Source organism: Paenibacillus segetis, assembly GCF_014639155.1.
Taxonomy (GTDB): domain Bacteria; phylum Bacillota; class Bacilli; order Paenibacillales; family Paenibacillaceae; genus Fontibacillus; species Fontibacillus segetis.
Genome location: NZ_BMFT01000002.1, coordinates 389,651 through 407,458, shown reverse-complemented (window position 1 = coordinate 407,458; position 17,808 = coordinate 389,651). Strand labels below are relative to the sequence as shown.

Annotated in this window: 14 protein-coding genes; 7 read left to right on the top strand and 7 right to left on the bottom strand. The window is 43.7% G+C overall.

The window, feature by feature from the left end; genetic code table 11:
• The 4 genes from IEW05_RS18000 to IEW05_RS17985 form a co-directional block, all read right to left on the bottom strand.
• Entirely contained in the window at window positions 1-2,535 is a 2,535-nt protein-coding gene (locus IEW05_RS18000) for an ABC transporter permease (RefSeq protein ID WP_188541232.1), read from the bottom strand.
• Window positions 2,536-2,539: 4 nt separating this feature from the next.
• Window positions 2,540-3,226, bottom strand: coding sequence for an ABC transporter ATP-binding protein (locus tag IEW05_RS17995; RefSeq protein WP_188541231.1), 687 nt, complete (start codon window positions 3,224-3,226; stop codon window positions 2,540-2,542).
• Between the two features lie 316 nt (window positions 3,227-3,542).
• The gene (locus IEW05_RS17990) at window positions 3,543-4,580 is read right to left on the bottom strand and encodes a sensor histidine kinase (RefSeq protein ID WP_188541230.1); all 1,038 of its coding nucleotides are present in this window, start codon (window positions 4,578-4,580) and stop codon (window positions 3,543-3,545) included.
• Window positions 4,573-5,268: a response regulator transcription factor gene (locus tag IEW05_RS17985; RefSeq protein ID WP_188541229.1), complete on the bottom strand. Its 696-nt coding sequence runs from the start codon at window positions 5,266-5,268 to the stop codon at window positions 4,573-4,575. Before IEW05_RS17985 ends, IEW05_RS17990 begins: the two co-directional genes overlap by 8 nt.
• A gap of 251 nt (window positions 5,269-5,519) precedes the next feature.
• Here IEW05_RS17985 and IEW05_RS17980 point away from each other — a divergent pair, with 251 nt between their 5' ends.
• Window positions 5,520-6,392: a YitT family protein gene (locus IEW05_RS17980; RefSeq protein ID WP_188541228.1), complete on the top strand. Its 873-nt coding sequence runs from the start codon at window positions 5,520-5,522 to the stop codon at window positions 6,390-6,392.
• A gap of 84 nt (window positions 6,393-6,476) precedes the next feature.
• Here the strand turns inward: IEW05_RS17980 and IEW05_RS17975 are convergent, their stop codons facing one another.
• Window positions 6,477-7,559: a serine hydrolase domain-containing protein gene (locus tag IEW05_RS17975; protein ID WP_188541227.1), complete on the bottom strand. Its 1,083-nt coding sequence runs from the start codon at window positions 7,557-7,559 to the stop codon at window positions 6,477-6,479.
• Between the two features lie 205 nt (window positions 7,560-7,764).
• Here IEW05_RS17975 and IEW05_RS17970 point away from each other — a divergent pair, with 205 nt between their 5' ends.
• The 6 genes from IEW05_RS17970 to IEW05_RS17945 all read left to right on the top strand — a co-directional run bounded on the left by IEW05_RS17970 (window position 7,765) and on the right by IEW05_RS17945 (window position 13,562).
• Complete coding sequence (locus IEW05_RS17970; RefSeq protein ID WP_188541226.1) at window positions 7,765-8,883, top strand: ABC transporter substrate-binding protein; 1,119 nt, start codon at window positions 7,765-7,767, stop codon at window positions 8,881-8,883.
• A 121-nt stretch (window positions 8,884-9,004) separates the two neighbouring features.
• Complete coding sequence (locus tag IEW05_RS17965) at window positions 9,005-9,958, top strand: ABC transporter permease (RefSeq protein ID WP_373285844.1); 954 nt, start codon at window positions 9,005-9,007, stop codon at window positions 9,956-9,958.
• Complete coding sequence (locus tag IEW05_RS17960) at window positions 9,955-10,752, top strand: ABC transporter permease (RefSeq protein WP_188541225.1); 798 nt, start codon at window positions 9,955-9,957, stop codon at window positions 10,750-10,752. The genes IEW05_RS17965 and IEW05_RS17960 overlap by 4 nt, the downstream gene beginning before the upstream one ends.
• Window positions 10,749-11,861 carry an ABC transporter ATP-binding protein gene (locus IEW05_RS17955; protein WP_188541224.1) on the top strand — a complete coding sequence of 371 codons (1,113 nt, stop codon included), beginning with the start codon at window positions 10,749-10,751 and terminating at the stop codon, window positions 11,859-11,861. The genes IEW05_RS17960 and IEW05_RS17955 overlap by 4 nt, the downstream gene beginning before the upstream one ends.
• 3 nt (window positions 11,862-11,864) lie before the next feature.
• Complete coding sequence (locus IEW05_RS17950) at window positions 11,865-12,647, top strand: DeoR/GlpR family DNA-binding transcription regulator (protein ID WP_188541223.1); 783 nt, start codon at window positions 11,865-11,867, stop codon at window positions 12,645-12,647.
• A gap of 24 nt (window positions 12,648-12,671) precedes the next feature.
• Window positions 12,672-13,562: an alkaline phosphatase family protein gene (locus IEW05_RS17945; protein ID WP_229753476.1), complete on the top strand. Its 891-nt coding sequence runs from the start codon at window positions 12,672-12,674 to the stop codon at window positions 13,560-13,562.
• A 189-nt stretch (window positions 13,563-13,751) separates the two neighbouring features.
• Here IEW05_RS17945 and IEW05_RS17940 read toward each other — a convergent pair whose 3' ends face one another.
• Both IEW05_RS17940 and IEW05_RS17935 read right to left on the bottom strand, forming a co-directional pair.
• On the bottom strand, window positions 13,752-15,053 hold the full coding sequence (locus IEW05_RS17940) for a DUF3999 family protein (RefSeq protein ID WP_188541222.1): 1,302 nt from the start codon (window positions 15,051-15,053) through the stop codon (window positions 13,752-13,754).
• Window positions 15,019-17,568, bottom strand: a complete 2,550-nt coding sequence (locus tag IEW05_RS17935; protein WP_188541221.1) for a DUF2339 domain-containing protein — start codon at window positions 17,566-17,568, stop codon at window positions 15,019-15,021. Before IEW05_RS17935 ends, IEW05_RS17940 begins: the two co-directional genes overlap by 35 nt.
• Window positions 17,569-17,808: the final 240 nt, after the last annotated feature.

The window sequence follows — 17,808 nt, the reverse complement described above, 5'->3', positions numbered from 1 at the left end:
CTACTCCGCTTCTCGTAATCTTTCGACGATTGTTGCTTTGGAGAGCATTCGATAAGCAATGATCGTCACTACATAAGCGATGCCAAATAGGATGACTATAACGCCAACAATTGGCCAAACATTCATGCGGAACACAGTAAATGCCATATTATCCGATATCGTCTTGGCGATGCTATAGGTCAGGAACATCCCTAGTGTTCCTACAATAAGAGCTGAGAACATGATGCTATAAAATCCTTCGTATACCAACATCCGCTTCATCTGCTTCTTCGTCATCCCGATACTCTCCAAGATCGCAAACTCATTGCGACGGGAAACTACCCCGGTAATAACGGTGTTGATATAGTTAAGTACCCCGATCAATCCAATAATAAAGCTTAAGCCATAACCAATTGTTTTAAATATATTCATAAAACCAGCCAATTCCTGCTTATAATCGTCCCTAGATCTCACAGTGAGTCCCTTACTAGCATCGGCAAATGCCCTTACGGTACGGTCTACTTGATCCAACTTAGCAGGATCTGTATGCAGGGTGACAGACAAAATCTGTGATTCAGTAAAGGTTGATTTCAACTCTTTAGCAGGGAAATAGACGTTACCACCCGATGAAAAAGACATCGTTCCAGCCGCAATCAATGCTTCGGATTTCAATACCGCCATCACCTCATAACTTTTCCCCTTGTCACCTAGCTTAATCTTATCGCCCGGATGATAATAACTGGCTTCTTCATCCTCAGCCAACGTTGCTTGGCTCACCATGATATAATCCCCGGACTCAAACTTATCACGGTCAAACGTTCCTTCCAAAATATCGCTCTGCTTAAGTACGTCATACCAACCTTTATCAATACCATATATATATTGCTGAATTGACCCACTTTCCAAAATATATGAAATATACGGGTCAGGACTCGGTGCAGCACTAAGCGGTTCAAGTACCGCCGCAATCGTATCATCAATGGGAAGTGTATTAAATTTAAAATAAACCTTATCTAAACTCTCAACCCCATCAATTGTCCTCAAAATATCTGCAACCTCTTCTGACAACATGTATTCATCTGTAGTACTCGATCCCCTTCGATCAAAGGATTCTTCCTTCACTACAAAGTCACCTGATATAAATGTGTTCAAGTATTTATTCACGTCAAATGAAGCAATCACCGTGTAGATAATACTGAACAAAATAATGCTTAGAGATAAGGAAGCAAGCATCAGAAACAGCTTTTTCTTGTTTCTTAGTAAGTTGCCCATAGACATTCTGGACAGCTTGGCCCCGCCCAGCGATCTCTTGATCTTCTTGCTACTATTGCTGCCACTTATTCCGGCATATTTAACTGCCTCTACAGGGGAAATTCTTGATGCAGTCCTACCTGGTTTGCTAGCCGCGATACGTACTGTCAGATAAGAGAATAAGGCTGCACCAATGAAAATGATTGGATTGACGGAATAACTTGCTTCCATCTCTATACTTGAAAAAGAGGTTGCCAACATAGGAGTTAACCAGTAGCCTACGCCATAACCCAAGATCAACCCAATAGGTAATCCGACAATATATAACCAATTGGCTTGAATCGAGATGAGCTTCCTAAGCTGCTTCGGTGTTGTCCCAATCGTCTTCATTAACCCATAGAACTTAATATCCCTGACAACAGAAATATGAAAGATATTATAGATGAGTAGGTATCCGCTCAGCATAATGATTAAGATAAGCAGAACATAAGGAATGATATTCGTCCAATCATCAAATATAGATACACTGGAATAGGCCCAATTCACGCCATAGGGTACATCTAGTCCAGTATCAGAGAGTACCTTCTGTATTTTCCCCTCAATATCCAATGAGTTATTAAACATCACTTCGAGTCTAGTCGTATTCGTATAGGACCCGTTAGCCTTCGACTGAGCTGGATCGATATCCGCAATATTCTGCTTCACAAATGCTTCCGATACAAAAGCCAAACCTGACATGGCGACATATTGATCCGCTTCGAAATAACCAGATAAGACAAAATCCTGTGATATAACTTTATCACCTGTAGAGCCATCTATGTCGATGTCAAGACTCACCGTGGTACCCAACTTGTGAGGGGCTCCTAGTAAATCGAGCTCCCAGGTATTCATAGCGATCTCATTCTCGCCTGAAGGCAGACCACCTTCCGTAAAATGTATAAAGCTATGTTCAGGATAGTTCTCGTCTACATAGTTAATTTCTATCCTATTAGACTTAAATGCACCACTACTAACATCACCAACCACTGTCGCCCTACTATATTCCTTGATCGAGGGATGCTGAATCAGCTTATGAACCTCATCTTGGTTCAGATATTTGAAGCTACCATGATAATCACTTCCTGACGTCTTCATACTGGCCGATTCCATGGATTTGTTAATACTCAACGCCAATGTAAACACCGAAGTTAGCAGAAGCGTGGTGAGCACCACGGCACATACGATCATAAGGCTACGCATTCGGTTAGCCTTGATACTTTTCTTAGCAATGCGGGAAACGGTCTGCCTATTGCTTGTTGTGATCATAAGCTTACCTCCCGCCAGCTTGGGAACGGCTTACGACTTGACCGTCCTCAAGGCGGATAACTCGATCAGCGGTTTGGGCGATCTCCTCATTATGAGTAATCATCACGATCGTCTGATTAAACTTCTGACTCATTTGTTTCATGAGAATGAGCACCTCTTGGCTTGTCTTGCTGTCCAGATTCCCCGTTGGCTCATCAGCCAATACGATGGAAGGCTTCGTAGCTAATGCTCTGGCAATCGCTACCCGTTGCTGTTGTCCCCCGGACAGATTCGCTGGCAGATTGTTTATTTTTTCTTTCAATCCCAACGTTTCAATAACTTGATTTACATAGCCTTTATCTATTCTCGCACCATCTAACTCAATCGGAAGCACAATATTCTCATACACGTTAAGAATCGGGATCAGATTATAGCTCTGAAACACAAACCCTACCGATCTTCGTCTAAAAATCGTCAGCTTATCATCATCCATAGCAAAAATATCATTTCCATCCACGTGAACTTTACCTTCCGTTGCGCGGTCAAGTCCACCGAGCATATGGAGTAGCGTACTCTTCCCACTTCCACTGGTGCCAACGATGGCGACAAATTCTCCCTTCTCCACCGTTAATGAAATACCATCTAACGCCTTTACGACATGTTCACCTTTACCGTAATATTTCTTCAAATCTTGGATTTGTAATATCGTCATATGCTACATCTCATCTCCCTCATTCAAAAAAAGTCCGTACCCTTAGCTAGGTACAGACTAAATCTATCAAATCAATCTGACATTACCATGTCTGAAATATAACAGTGTTGACACAATCGTAGCGAAACTTTATCAGTTGAACTATTCATTGTGATTAGGCTTCGAGAACGAAATGTTCTTACGATCGCTGTTGTCCCCGAATTCCCTGATTGGATTATGAAAGGTTGGAATTCGTGGACAAAGGCGAACGCTTCGCTTCTTCAGAATCATTTCGCCCTCTCCGCTATATCAGCTTACTTTCATTCAACTGAATCAACTATATCCGCAGCAAATAGACTGAAAATGTCGATCCCTTTCCGACAGTGGAAGTGGCCATGATATATCCCCCTTGAGAGGATATGATTTCTCTGGCCAGAAATAAGCCGATGCCCACGCCTTCATATTGCGATGTCGCCTTACATCTATAGAAACGCTTGAATATATCGTTAAGCTCGCTCTCTTCAATGCCGATACCCGTGTCTGAAATATCTATGCGGGTGAACATTTCATTCGCTTGCGCCGAGATATGTATGTTTCCCCCAGGGGCACTATATTTAACTGCGTTCTCCAGGATATTGAACAGAGCTTCGCTAGTCCACTTCATATCGTGACGGGCTGTAATCGCTTGATCGCAGGCTATGCTTATTTCAATCTGATTCTGTTCCGCACGGGCATACACCTGTGACATCGCCTTGGTTATACTCTCAATCACGGGATTGATCATGGCATGAATCGAAATGATGCCCGTCTCTAGCCTGGACATCTTGATGAGGGATTGGATCAACCAATCCAACTTGTCTGATTGCGACTTGATCTGCAATACATACCCTCGGGTAGACTCATCTAACTGGGGAAGCTCATCCAAAAGCTGACTATACAGTACGATGTTCGATAGCGGTGTCTTGGTCTGATGCGAGATGTCGGATATCAGCTCTTTAATTTTATTCTTCTCAGCTTCTACCTTCGCATCATGAGTCGTAGATACTTCGATATAGCGAATCAACTTATTCTCAAGGGATGAAATATTGGTCTCGGTATATCCTGTAACCCGTTCTGATCCTTGTCCGGTGATGGCACTATCAATCACATCGTCTAGCGTCCTAATGACTCCGGTAATTTTGTATTTCAGCGTCCACACCCACGCTCCTCCGACAATAAAAATCAGTACCAGGAACACGGCAGAAATCCAGAGGATACGATGATCCATGTCAGCTATATACAATATCACCCCAGTATAGCCAACTACCACCACCGTTAATAGGAACGCAAATACCAGATAGACTCGATTAAAATGATGCTCGTTGCCCTTATCCATTCGCATGGCTACCCATTGCCCATACATAACCTAGTCCATAGACAGTCTTGATGTATTTAGGTTCCGATGGCTCGTCTTCAATCTTGCCACGCAACCGTCGAATGGTCACCGTCAGGGCATTCTCATCAACGAACTCCGCTTCATGGGTCCAAATTTTATCCATCAACTGCTCACGAGTCAGAATATTTCCTTTATTCGTTACAAGCATCTTCAATAACTTCTGTTCTGTCTTGCTCAGCGTTATTGCTTGATTATTCTTCCGAAACTCCATCTTGCCAAAATCAAATGTCATATGATCAATGATTAGCTTGTCCTCGTTATATTGATCAGATCTTCGCAATACCGCCATGACTCTAGCACGCAATACCATCAAACTGAATGGTTTGGTAATGTAATCATCCCCGCCAAGTTCAAAGCCAGTTACAATATCACATTCCATGTCGTTTGCGGTCAGAAATATAATCGGCACCTTCGATACACGACGTATTTGCTCACAGAAATCAAGCCCACTACCATCAGGAAGATTGACATCCAGGATGATCAAGTCAATCCCGCCCGTAGCAAATAGAGCCTCGGCTGTTGCCAGATCGTAGGCTTGTTTTATCTTAATATCGTTCTGAGCAAGCGTCAGCGCAATCCCCTTATTCAGACTGATATCGTCTTCTACTATAAGTAAAGTTGTATCCATTTTTGATTACTCCTTGAGAAAGACTTATTCCATTTGATTATACTGTTAAATTCGCATCGAAAAGGAGATATTTGTTATGTCTTTTGGAAACAATACTATAATCTTCATTTGGGTGAGTAAATTTCCAGCCTAATTAAATTGTTAATTTTGGTGATAAATATTATAGTAGGGTACGTCGATAAAAAAGATAATTTAAGCTGATAATAATAATTTATTACATACTCTATCTCAGAAAAGAAGGCTAAGGCGATATGAATCTCGATAAATATCCACCGCTCCTAAGTAAACCGATCAAAGCTTCCCTCAAACCTGCCGAAGAAGTTGCTATTATTCTTATATCCTCACTTCTAGTCGCTGCCGGAGTCAATCTGTTTCTGATACCGCATCAGCTTCTATCCGGTGGAGTAACAGGTGTGGCGTCGATCGTCGGATATTTAACAAATTGGAATATTTCTATCCTGTATTTCATTATTAATGTCCCTCTCATCATATGGGGCTGGAAATCTGTAGGAAGACGGTATATCATTCTAAGCTGTATCTCCGTCGTCAGTACCTCCTGGTTCATGTCGATTATCCCTCAAGTCCAAGTAACCAAAGACCCCATTCTCGGCGCTGTGTTCGGAGGAATCATCTCTGCCGCAGGTATTGGCTACTCACTTCGTGTTGGTGGTTCAACCGGAGGTTTTGACATCGTTGGATCGATTGTAACCCGTAGACGAGATGTTCCGATGGGGAACATTCTGTTCATCCTTAACGGAGCTGTTATTCTAGCTCTGGGATTCTACAAAAGCTGGGACCTTGCGCTTTACTCCATGCTATCCACCTTTGTCAAAGGGAAAGTCGTAGACATGATCCATGTCGGACATATTAAGGTCACCTGCTTTATCGTTACCAAGAAAAAAGATCAGATGCTCTGCCAATTACGTAAGCTTCATCATGGGATTACTTGCGTACATAGTGAAGGTGGGTACAGCGAAGAAGAGAATCATATGCTGATGACGGTGACAACCCGTTATGAGTTAGCCGCCGTCCGCAAGACGGTTGCGGAAACTGACAATCAAGCTTTTATGAATGTGGTCCAGTCCACGGAAATACTCGGACGATTCTCCAGACCACTTAAATAATATAGATCTACTAATAATGGGATACACTGTCCAAACCGCGACAGAGTATCCCTTTTTCGTGAGGATAAATATAGTTCTTGATTATTAACGTAGTGCAGGGAGAATATATTTCTCCATCAATTCATTAGGATCAGATACCTCGGAGGATGCGATATTTGAGGTAATAACAACCACCGTATTCAATTCTGGAATTACCCGAATGTGCTGCCCTCCATAACCAACTGCCTCATAAGCGGATATCTTATTCCCTTGTCCATCGCTCATCATCTTTAACCAAAATAGATAACCATAGTCATTATCAGCATCTACATTGATTTGTTTGCGCGTAGATTCGTCCACCCAGGCTTCAGGTATAATCTGTTCTCCTCTCCACTTTCCATGTTGCAGGTACAGATATCCCAGCTTCGCCATATCCCTCGGCAACATCGATAAATTTGTACCACCGTTGTACATCCCAGTAGAGTCCTGCTGCCACTGGTAATTCACAATATCCAATGGACCAAACAGATTTTGATCCGCGTATTCTTTCGTAGACATACCCGTAGTTCGAGTCAAGATCACCGACAGCATATGCGGAAGACCCGTGCTATATTTAAAAACAGTTCCCGGATCGCTTACCATGGGCTTATCCATTGCAAATTGAAGATAATCTGGGCTTTGAATCCAGTTCTCAAAATCATCATCAACGGACGCAAGCCCCCCTGACAGTGTCAGTGCATCGTGTATTGTAATATTCATTTTCTGGCTATCCGATTGCTTCGACATCTCCGTTAGCACCGAAGATAATTTCTGATCAGTCCCCGTAATATACCCTTGTTCTATGGCAATTCCAGTTAAGGCGGAAATAATACTTTTGGTAATGGAGAACACACCCGTTGTCATCTCACCGCTTTTCCCATTGAAATATTTCTCATACACCAAATAACCATTTTTGATAATAAGCAGACTATCTATTCTTCTATGATTTGATAGGATTTGCTCTTCCGCTTGTGTTAAGCGCTCTTGGTTCATCCCCTGCTCTGATGGCGTTGATTCCGGCCAAACAAAAGCTTTCCCCTCATTCTGTCCCATACTACCTATTGAGTTTTTAGGTCCATTATACATACACCCAGTTACTATCATTGCCATTAATAGAATGAACACGGTGATCCATTTCAATTTTCTCATGGGACATCTCCTTTATGGAAAATAGTGGATATATACTAACTATATATTTGATAGGTCGCTAAGAACAAGGTGAAATACTACTTTTACATACTACAAGCTCTACGTTAAAACTGGGAAAACAATAACCCACTAAAGTTAAATATAGACAGAAACAACAACAAACAGAAAAAAAACCACAAATTCAGTTTGGGAGGAAAGACAATCCATGAAGAAGAGATGGTCAAAGGGTACGGGGGTCGTTCTGACACTTGCGCTAGTTACGGTTCTGTCAGCTTGCTCGGGGGGAAATAAAGACACGGCAAATGTTGCTTCGGCAGGTGGAAACTCCACTGGTCAGGTGATCAGTCTTGAAGAGTTAACTAAGCTAGCTAAGGAAGAGGGCAAGGTTGTCAGTGTGGGAATGCCTGATAGCTGGGCAAATTGGAAGGACACCTGGTCCGACATCACAACAAAATATGGAATCGACCATCAAGATACCGACATGTCTAGTGCTGAGGAAATCGCTAAGTTCGATGCGGAGAAGAATAAGCCAACTGCTGACATCGGCGATGTCGGGGTAGCCTTTGGTCCTGTAGCGGTTGCACAAGGCGTAACACAACCTTACAAAACGGCTAATTGGGATGAAATTCCTAGCTGGGGCAAGGATGCCGACGGTCATTGGGTTGTAGGATACCAAGGGACCATCTCTTTTCTAACAGATAAAAATTTAGTCAAGAACGCACCAACAAGCTGGGAAGATCTCAAGAACGGCGATTATAAAATCGTTGTCGGAGATGTAACCAAAGCGGCACAAGCGCAAATGGCTGTTCTTGCAGCAGCAATCGCTTTTGGTGGGGATGAAAGTAATATTGAGCCTGGCATTAAGTTTTTCGAAGATTTAGCAAAACAAAAACGTATCTCCCTTTCTGAAGCATCTCCCGCAAATATCGAGAAGGGTGAAGTACCTGTAACCATTCTCTGGGATTTCAACTCCCTTGGATACCGGGACCAATTTGACAAGGATCGCTTCGATGTAACGATTCCTAAGGAAGGTAGCGTTGTAAGTGGCTACGCAACCATTATTAATAAATATGCACCCCACCCTAATGCAGCTAAGCTGACAAGAGATTACATTCTCAGTGATGAAGGTCAAATCAATTTGGCCAAAGGCTATGCTAGACCGATTCGTGCGAGCGTTAAGCTTCCAGAAGATGTAGCTGCCAAACTGCTCCCAGCAGATCAATATACGAATGCTAAACCCGTAGGCGATTACAAAGTATGGGAAGAAACAGCAAAGACTTTACCACAACTTTGGCAGGAACGTATTCTTGTTCATTTGAACTAATCTCATTCTACTCACCAGATACAGGTAACCAGAGCTAATCGAGCTCACAGTAGCGCCTTCGCGAGGGGGCGCTCTCTGTTATTTTGCATAGTCCATTATTTCAGGAATGTGGTGATTTATTGTGAAAAAGAAACGTGGGCGACGTGCATGGGTCCTGTTAGGACTACTGCCATTTGCCCTGTTAATCATAGGGTTCCTGCTAGTGCCTGTTCTCTCCATGTTAACTGGAAGTTTCATGAACGATGATGGTAATGCCTTCAGTTTAGAACAATATGTAACGGCATTGACTAACGCTTTTTATTTCAAAGCCATTCAGAATAGCGTGCTCATCTCATTCTTCTCCAGTCTAGCAGGGATCATAATCGGCGCATTAGCTGCCTATTCTATCACCCGCTTCTCCCCAGCAGTCCGAAACCGGGTGCTATTGATGTCTAACATGACCTCCAATTTTGCGGGAATTCCGCTGGCTTTCGCTTATATTATTCTGCTTGGAAATAACGGCATCTTCACCCTGCTGTTCCATGAATGGGGCTGGGATATCTTTGCTGGATTCAATCTATATAGTTGGTCGGGATTAACACTGGTCTATGTGTATTTCCAAATTCCACTGGCGATTCTACTCGTCTACCCTTCTTTTTATGGCATTCGTGAGCAGTGGCGTGAAGCTTCTTATTTACTAGGTGCCTCCCCCGCTAAATTCTGGATTACAGTTGGACTGCCTTGTATCGCTCCGGCCTTACTAGGTACACTAGGCATCCTGTTTGCCAATGCGATGGGTGCTTATGCTACGGCTTACGCCCTCGTTGGTAGCAACTATAATCTGCTAGCTGTGAGAATCAGTTCGCTGGTCACCGGGGATGTCGTCACCCGGCCACAGCTAGGTTCAGCACTTGCCGTATTACTGGCTGTCACCTCCATAGCAGCGGTGTGGATCAACAGCATGATGACTCGTAAGGTTGCCGCTTTTACGGCTGGGCCTTCGGAGTCCCCTCAGTCGAAACGTAAAACAAGATTCCTATCCACTAAGAGAGCGCCTATAAATAAGACATCCTTATCCGGGAGGGAATCAGCATGACTCGTAAAATGGGATATCACCGCATCCTCATCGGCTTCCTGCTGGTATATTTGCTGCTCCCATTAATCGCAACAGCGCTGTACGCTTTTGCTGGCAAATGGGATCATACCATTCTACCGGAGACGTGGACGCTAGATTGGTTTCGACAGATGTCGCTCGACGCCAGATTTCTAGAATCGTTATGGAATTCCTTCTATCTATGTGGCATTAGTGTCCTACTCAGTCTGGTTGTCATGTTACCGACCGTGTTTATCGTCACCGTTTATTTTCCACGCTGGGAGTTCCTGTTCAAAAGTTTGGTGGTTCTCCCCTATGCGATTCCGGGTATTGTTGCTGCTGTGGGACTTATTCGTGCTTACTCCAGTGGCCCCATCGCCATTTCCGGCACAGCTTATATTCTCATCGGAGCTTATTTTGTCGCCATCCTACCTTATATGTACCAAGGGCTGCGCAACAGTATGTTGACTGTAGATGCCCCTGCGCTACTGGATGCCGCTGAAATGCTCGGTGTGAGTAAAATAACTGCCTTCCGTACCGTGATCCTCCCCAATATTTTGCCTGGTGTGACGGTATCGATCCTGTTGTCCTTCTCGGTGCTCTTTGGTGAGTTTGTACTGACCAACATGCTGGTTGGCGGTCAAATTGAGACGGTTCAGATCTATTTATATAAACGACTCGCGGAAAGCGGGCACTTAGCTAGTACGATCGCCATTCTTTATTTTTCATTTATATTGCTCGTTTCGATTGGCTTAACCAAAATAGGCAACTTAATGAAAGGAGGGCTCCGACTATGAGTTATCTTCAGCTCAAAGGTATTACTAAGAAATTTAACGACAACACCGTACTTCACGATATTCACTTGAATGCAGCCAAGGGTGAAATGATTACCCTGCTCGGCCCTTCTGGCTGCGGCAAAAGTACCCTACTTCGCTGCATATCGGGGTTAACCGAGATTGAAGAAGGATCTATTATACTGGATGAACGTGAACTCACTCCCCTCGCTCCCCGCGATCGCGAAGTAGGGATGGTATTCCAGTCATATGGGCTGTTTCCTAATCTTAATGTGAGCCAGAATATCGGGTACGGTTTAAAGATGAAAAAAATCCCCAAGGAGCAGCGGACGAAGAACGTAAATGAGTTATTGCAGCTCGTCGATCTATCGGAGAAAAGTAATGCTTATCCGCATGAACTGTCCGGCGGGCAGCAACAACGAGTAGCGCTTGCGAGATCCCTAGCTATGCAACCGAAGCTAATGCTACTGGACGAACCACTTAGCGCACTTGATGCGAAAATCCGCAAAAATTTGCGAATGGAAATCCGTCAGTTGCAGAAACGATTAATGATGACGATGATCTTCGTTACTCATGATCAAGAGGAAGCACTCATGATCTCAGATCGTATTTGTGTTATGCGAGATGGAGTCATTGTTCAAGAGGGTAGTCCAGAACAAATTTATTCAGCCCCACGCACTGAGTTTGTAGCGAGATTCATAGGCAACTATAATGTGCTGACACCGGATCAAGCAATGCTATTGAACGGATTGGTCCGGGTACCGGGTACAAGCTATGCTATCCGTCCTGAGTCCATTATCCTGCTGCCAGGCGAAGGGGCAGAGTCTGCATGGAACATGGCTAGCACTAGCGAAATGATCAGTGCCACTATAACCGCTGGTTACCCAACGCCGGCGCTGACTGGTGGAGATGTCCCGCTGTATTGGAAAGGTAAAGTTATATCCATGATTATGCTCGGTAACATCCTCAGATATAGCGTGGAGTCGGCAGGTGTTCTGCTGTCTGTCGATGTACTTGCTGGTCAGGGGACCTTTCGGCCAAGTGAACAATCAGAGGTTACGCTATGTGTGTATACTTCACAATGCATTCCTTTGGAGAAGGATGGTGCCTGATTCTTGTCCATTCTGGCAGAGCAACGTCAGCAGATCATTATGGAACAGCTAAGAAGTGCTGGGCAAGTAAAAGTATTGTCCCTCGCCGAACGACTTGGCGTCTCAGAAGAAACCGTGCGAAGGGACCTGAAGCAATTGGAGAACGACGGTCTGCTGAAACGTGTTTATGGTGGTGCTATTCCGCAAAAATATAGTAATTTTGAGCCTCCATATCTCCAACGTCAGGCACTGCGGATAGATATCAAACAACGGATTGGTGAGGCTGCAGCCGAGCTAGTTAAATCCGGTGACACCATTGCCGTCGATGTCGGTACTACCTTACTAGAATTCGCAAAAGCGATTCAAGGTCTTCAGCGTCTTACGATCCTGACAAATTCACTCGCCGTGTCTTTTTGCTTGATGGAGTCGCTGAATATGGGCCGTTTTACGGGAAGAGTTATTGTCATCGGAGGAGAATTAAATCCTGAACAGCAATCACTCTCAGGTGTAACGGGAGAAGAGATGATGAAGCAATTCACTGTAGATAAGGCATTTCTCTCTGCTGGAGGGATAACCACGCAGCGAGGAGTCAGCGATTACGATATCCATGAATCCCGTATGTCTAAGCTGTTTGCCGAATCGGCAGATGAAGTCATTGTGCTTGCCGATCATAGTAAGCTTGGTCATGATGCCTTCGTACAGATCATTCCGCTGGAAGCCGCACATATCATCATCAGTAACACACCTCCTCCTGAGACCTGGCTTCCCGTGCTGAATGAATACCAAATGAGATGGATACAGGCTTGAGACTATGGAAGGGAGAATATAATTATGGTGAATCAAAATGGTAATAGTGGAATGGGTGGAAAAAGAACGGAAGCTGGGGCTCGTCTGATTACTGTTGTTCTGGATGGACTCCGCTATCAAGGGGCTACACAATGGTTGGGTTATGTAGAACATCTAGTCGAATCAGGGCATGCCGCCCGCTACAAAGTAATCTCCGAGCTTCCCAGTTTGTCACGTCCTCTATATGAAGTATTATTAACTGGAACACCCGCGTGTGAGAATGGAATTACCTCCAATCAGGTTGTAAGACTTAGTGGAGAGGAAAGCATATTTCATCTTGCAAAAAATGCAGGCCTCATCACCGCCGCCGCGGCTTATCACTGGGTGAGTGAGCTTTACAATAAGGCGCCGTTCAATCCCCTGCGGGATCGTCACCAGCATGATGAACAGCTTCCGATTATGCACGGATCGTTCTATTTCGAGGATCATTATCCAGATTCGCATCTGTTTGCTGACGCTGAATTCCTGAGACAAACCTACAATCCTGACTTTCTGTATGTGCACTCGATGAACATTGATGATGCCGGGCATCGCTTTGGGGGCGGAAGCAAGGAATATGAGGGTTCTGTACGCATTGTAGATAGTATTCTAGCCTTGGCTGTGCCCCAGTGGATCGCTGCTGGGTATACCATAATCATTACAGCAGATCACGGGATGACTGTATCAGGACAACACGGTGGAACCACACCAGAAGAACGCGAGGTTGCTTTATATGGAATCGGGCAACCCTTTGAGCCTGGAGTGTATGAGGAACCCATCCCACAACTAGCCATCGCTCCGCTCATGGCAGGATTACTGGATTTTGCTCCATCTCCGCGAATGAAGCCAACCCCGATAATCCCGGGTCTACACGTGCCAGCTTTCGGAAGTGTATGAACCAAGAATGATTACTGGATAACTTATAAGACAAGATGCTGCGTTTTACCAAACGATAACGGGAGAACCTCCAGTTAAATGATAGAGTGAACGATTTGTTCCTCGACATAACTGGAAATTCTCCCGTTATTTCAATCCATTACCTATTACTTTTGTTTTCAGCCGTAAATTAAATGGAGACATTCCAGTTCAGGTTCGTCTCAGCTTGTTACCGATAAGCCCAATTAACACCACGGAGATCACGATAATCACTCCGCTGAACCACGGCTTCGATGCGAACCCTTTTGGCGCTGGGGCAGGTTCCTTTGTCTCCTCTGATATAACCATCTGCTCTCCAAGTGATCCAAGCGCCACACCCTCTTGCTCGATATGACTTTTAAAGTTCACGATATCATACTGTGGTTTGACTACATTATCATTTCCATACAGTAAATGATAAGACTCAGATCCTCGGTCTTCAAAAACAACCTTATCCAGATTATATTTAATCTGAATATCTGAAATATCTAACGGCAAGTCATCCTGATTGTTGATTCTAACTTTGAAACTAGATGAGGTAATCGGCAGAGCCGCAGTGATCGTAGTGTCAGCGATAGTCGCATCTTTGAAATTCAGGCGGAACAACTCCGCAACTCCTTCTGTTTCGATGTGCTCCTCATCCGGACCTAATACCTCATAGTTTCGCTTAAAATTCCCTGCAGCCAAAAGCTGCACCTCTTTGATCTTCAAATGGTCCGCGTTCTGTATGATAATATCCGTGGAGCCAGGCTTCTGCTTCATTTCATAAGTTGGCTTGGCACTTTTTTGATAATCCTGCCATTGTATGGCCGAGGTGTTGTAACTCAATTGTAGTTGAGAGAAATCTAAGCCCTCTACATTGTTTAATATTTTTAAACGGTAATAACTATAGGTATACGTATCACTCAGGTCGATCGTGTCTTTTTTCAGCGATTCGGTCCTATACAGATCACCCTTCTGTACAAATTCCCATGCCGCTGCGTCGTAACTCCCGAACACCTCTACATGCTTCAGAAAATAATCCTGTGGTAGAGATATCGTCAAGATATTCCCTTGGATATCTACATGCTCCCCAAGAGGGGTCACCTTGAAATCTAGCACCGAGGTATCCTTTTCTTTCTTGACTGTACCTACTAGTTCAGAGGCATACTTCACCTGACGTTCTGCGGATTCTTCGTAGCCGCTATCGATGTAGTATGGAACAAGCTGTCCCTTCCCGTCCACGATCCTCAGGTCCCTTAAATCTTGGGTCGCACCCGCATATACTTGTTCATCTAGAAACACAGCGCGGTATGAACTGCCATTTGCTTCGAAATTTAGCGGTTTGGAGAACTGCCAGTCTTGCTGCCCATCTTGTTCAGCAGAATGTACGCTGACCCCATCACCTACATAGAAGAAAAGGCTCCCTAGTAAGGTCACAACTACGATCAGAATACCCTTACCCTTGCGAATCAACGCTTGTTTCTTTCTCATGATGCTCCCCCATCTTACTTGATACTCTCTGATAAATATAAGATATGGCAAGTAGCAGCAGGCCAAAGCAGAAATAGGCAATGATCTTGCTACCGGTAGTTAGGTAGCTCAAGTCGTACAACAGCATTTTTCCCGTGGAAAATAACGTTAAACCCAGCCCCATTCGCCGAATATATACGTATTTATTGCGGAAGCCGTACATGATATAGGAGATGGCAAGCAGTAGATACATCAGACTGAATACCAATGCAACATCCCCAAGCCGGAATTGGATACTCAAGAAAGCAGTAAGGATGCCCAGCAGATAAACTCCCAAAATCGTGGAATATAACTCTATGTTCTTAAATTCCCGGCGAATCAACGTCATGAGTAAATCTCTACCACTTAAAAATACAAACACATTAAAGCCGATTAGTATAAACAATGCCAGATAATGCGACAGCGTGTTCTGACTATAATCAGACTGCAGCGTCGGAATAAATAAAGTCACGCATATACAGAGGAAGTACCCCACCATATTGAGGGATAAGCTGTAATATTTGACGAATTGGTCATATAACACATTTACCTTGGTTACTGAGTATGCGAGAAGTATTGTAATAAAGGCAATGAGTAATGTTCGATAGAACCCATACTGGGCAAAGTCTTGAGGCACTATCAAGCGGTACACTTGGTTCAGTTCATATAGTAAATAGAACCATAGGTTAACAAGGGCTACATATTTAGACACGGAAATGATCGTGATCTCCCACCGCTTGTGGCTCAGGAAAGCCTCCTTCTCCCTATGACGGTATGCATAATACAATGAAATGAGTAACAACCCTATAGAGATCGAGCTATATTTCAGAGCAAAATGCTCCCTGTCCATAAATAAATAATTGCCTAGATCAGTAAGTATAAAGGCACATAGACACAACCCTACGATTCCCCAGCCGACTCTCTCCAATGATTTAGATAAGCTACGACTACCAAATATCGTTAAGATCATTCCCTCGATAAGCCAGCCAAGTGCTACCCACTGGATGCCGAACTGGAATGGAATCATAAGCAGCGCGAATGTAAGCGAAGTCCCATAGAATAGCAGTCTTGCCTCCTTTTCCTGCTCCAGATATTTAAATGCAAGTCGACCTAGCGCCATATAAACCAAACAGAAAATCAATGCCAGCAAACCCTTAAAATCGTTCAATTTAGCATCAGCTAACAGGGTGTACAAGGTTCCACAACTAATGATTGTATTGAGCGCTAGTAGGGAGAAGTCCCACCAGGATAGCTTCGAACGATACTTAAATGGATACCACAGCGTGATGCCAAGATACATCAGGAATGTAATAATGGCATAAATCATACTTATAGATTCGCTCTCACCACGCGATATCAATGCCAGCATGGAAGGAGCATTCAATAGAAAGCTGATGTAATTCACAATGACCCAACGCTTTCTAACTGAAATCAATAACATGAAGCCATTTAAAAGAAGTAAGTAAAACATAGCTATGTAAACTGCATTTCCTTGAAGGCCAAATGCCTGCATATAGGAGAACAATGGTAAGTAGCCACCAACCAGCGCCAACGAGCAGATGGTCCGTGATTGATATCTTAGCGATAACAAGGCCGCGGCTACTGTCACCAGTACCGATAGGCCTAACCCTGTATAGATACCGATAATCTCCAGTAGAAAATAACTGTAAAAGATCGACCCATACAATACGGAAATTCCACCACCAAGTAACCCTAATGCAAAGGTTCCTCTCCCTTTGCGAAACAACCACTCCCCTCCCGCAAGCATTAATGCTCCCAGCAAGAAGAAGGCGCTCCCCTTCATGTATCCGTTAAACCATGTAGAATATGAAAATTTGAAAGCAGCCCCTACCCCAAAAATAATGAGGAGAATGCCAATTTTGTTGATCCAGTTCAATCCGATCTTCATCTCGATTTGATTCTGTTTGATTCTTCGTTGCATCGTTTCTTCGCTGATATCTTCCGCTGCTAACTGATCCAATGCACTTGTACTGTCATGATGAATCCGCTTCTCCGTATCTGCCAACTGCTGACGGTGATGCCATAATCGTTGTTCCAATTCAGTAGATACTGCTTCCAGCTTCGCCGTTATTTGTTCTTTACTATCACCTAAATGGCGCTGAGCCCGGTCATACAATTGCTGAAGGTCATTCTTAACCTTATATTCCACAGCCTCCAACCGATTCATATGAGCGCCTTGCTTCGTTCCGAAATAAGTATTCACTTTTTCTCTCGAAACCCCAATCATATTCATCTTCTCGTCGATCATTTGTTCAGTTAGAGCTTGACGTAATCCACCGTTCTCCGTTTCCATTTGCTTCAATTTAGCTTGTAACGAGTTAACTCGTAGCTTATATTCCTCAAGCTTCTGACGGATCACTTCATTCTCACGAATCAGATCATGTGATTCATATTCCTCGATTAGTATCTGATATTCCTTGATCAGCTTTTTCTGACTATCTTGAATGGAAAATAAAGTATCCCTGAATTCTTTCATTTCACTCCTCCAATATTGTCGCCTATTATTAAAACCATTCTACTATATAGGAGTAACACACAAATAGTGCTAATTTGGAAATATAAAACTTAATACCAATTATTTTTCCATAATAACAGGTCTAGGACCCACCCTAGACTAGGGTCCAGATACAAATATGACAAAAGCCGGTATTTATAACCTAATTTGTACTGTATACTGGGAAACATAGCCATGAGTCAAATGGACAGATAACACTTC

What these genes read in the sequence shown, in the direction of transcription:
- IEW05_RS17940 (WP_188541222.1), bottom strand. Translation starts at nt 15,053, where the DNA reads ATGAGAAAGAAACAAGCGTTGATTCGCAAGGGTAAGGGTATTCTGATC.
- IEW05_RS17960 (WP_188541225.1), top strand. Translation starts at nt 9,955, where the DNA reads ATGACTCGTAAAATGGGATATCACCGCATCCTCATCGGCTTCCTGCTG.
- IEW05_RS17985 (WP_188541229.1), bottom strand. Translation starts at nt 5,268, where the DNA reads ATGGATACAACTTTACTTATAGTAGAAGACGATATCAGTCTGAATAAG.
- IEW05_RS18000 (WP_188541232.1), bottom strand. Translation starts at nt 2,535, where the DNA reads ATGATCACAACAAGCAATAGGCAGACCGTTTCCCGCATTGCTAAGAAA.
- IEW05_RS17945 (WP_229753476.1), top strand. Translation starts at nt 12,672, where the DNA reads ATGGTGAATCAAAATGGTAATAGTGGAATGGGTGGAAAAAGAACGGAA.
- IEW05_RS17980 (WP_188541228.1), top strand. Translation starts at nt 5,520, where the DNA reads ATGAATCTCGATAAATATCCACCGCTCCTAAGTAAACCGATCAAAGCT.
- IEW05_RS17990 (WP_188541230.1), bottom strand. Translation starts at nt 4,580, where the DNA reads ATGGATAAGGGCAACGAGCATCATTTTAATCGAGTCTATCTGGTATTT.
- IEW05_RS17955 (WP_188541224.1), top strand. Translation starts at nt 10,749, where the DNA reads ATGAGTTATCTTCAGCTCAAAGGTATTACTAAGAAATTTAACGACAAC.
- IEW05_RS17995 (WP_188541231.1), bottom strand. Translation starts at nt 3,226, where the DNA reads ATGACGATATTACAAATCCAAGATTTGAAGAAATATTACGGTAAAGGT.
- IEW05_RS17935 (WP_188541221.1), bottom strand. Translation starts at nt 17,568, where the DNA reads ATGAAAGAATTCAGGGATACTTTATTTTCCATTCAAGATAGTCAGAAA.
- IEW05_RS17970 (WP_188541226.1), top strand. Translation starts at nt 7,765, where the DNA reads ATGAAGAAGAGATGGTCAAAGGGTACGGGGGTCGTTCTGACACTTGCG.
- IEW05_RS17975 (WP_188541227.1), bottom strand. Translation starts at nt 7,559, where the DNA reads ATGAGAAAATTGAAATGGATCACCGTGTTCATTCTATTAATGGCAATG.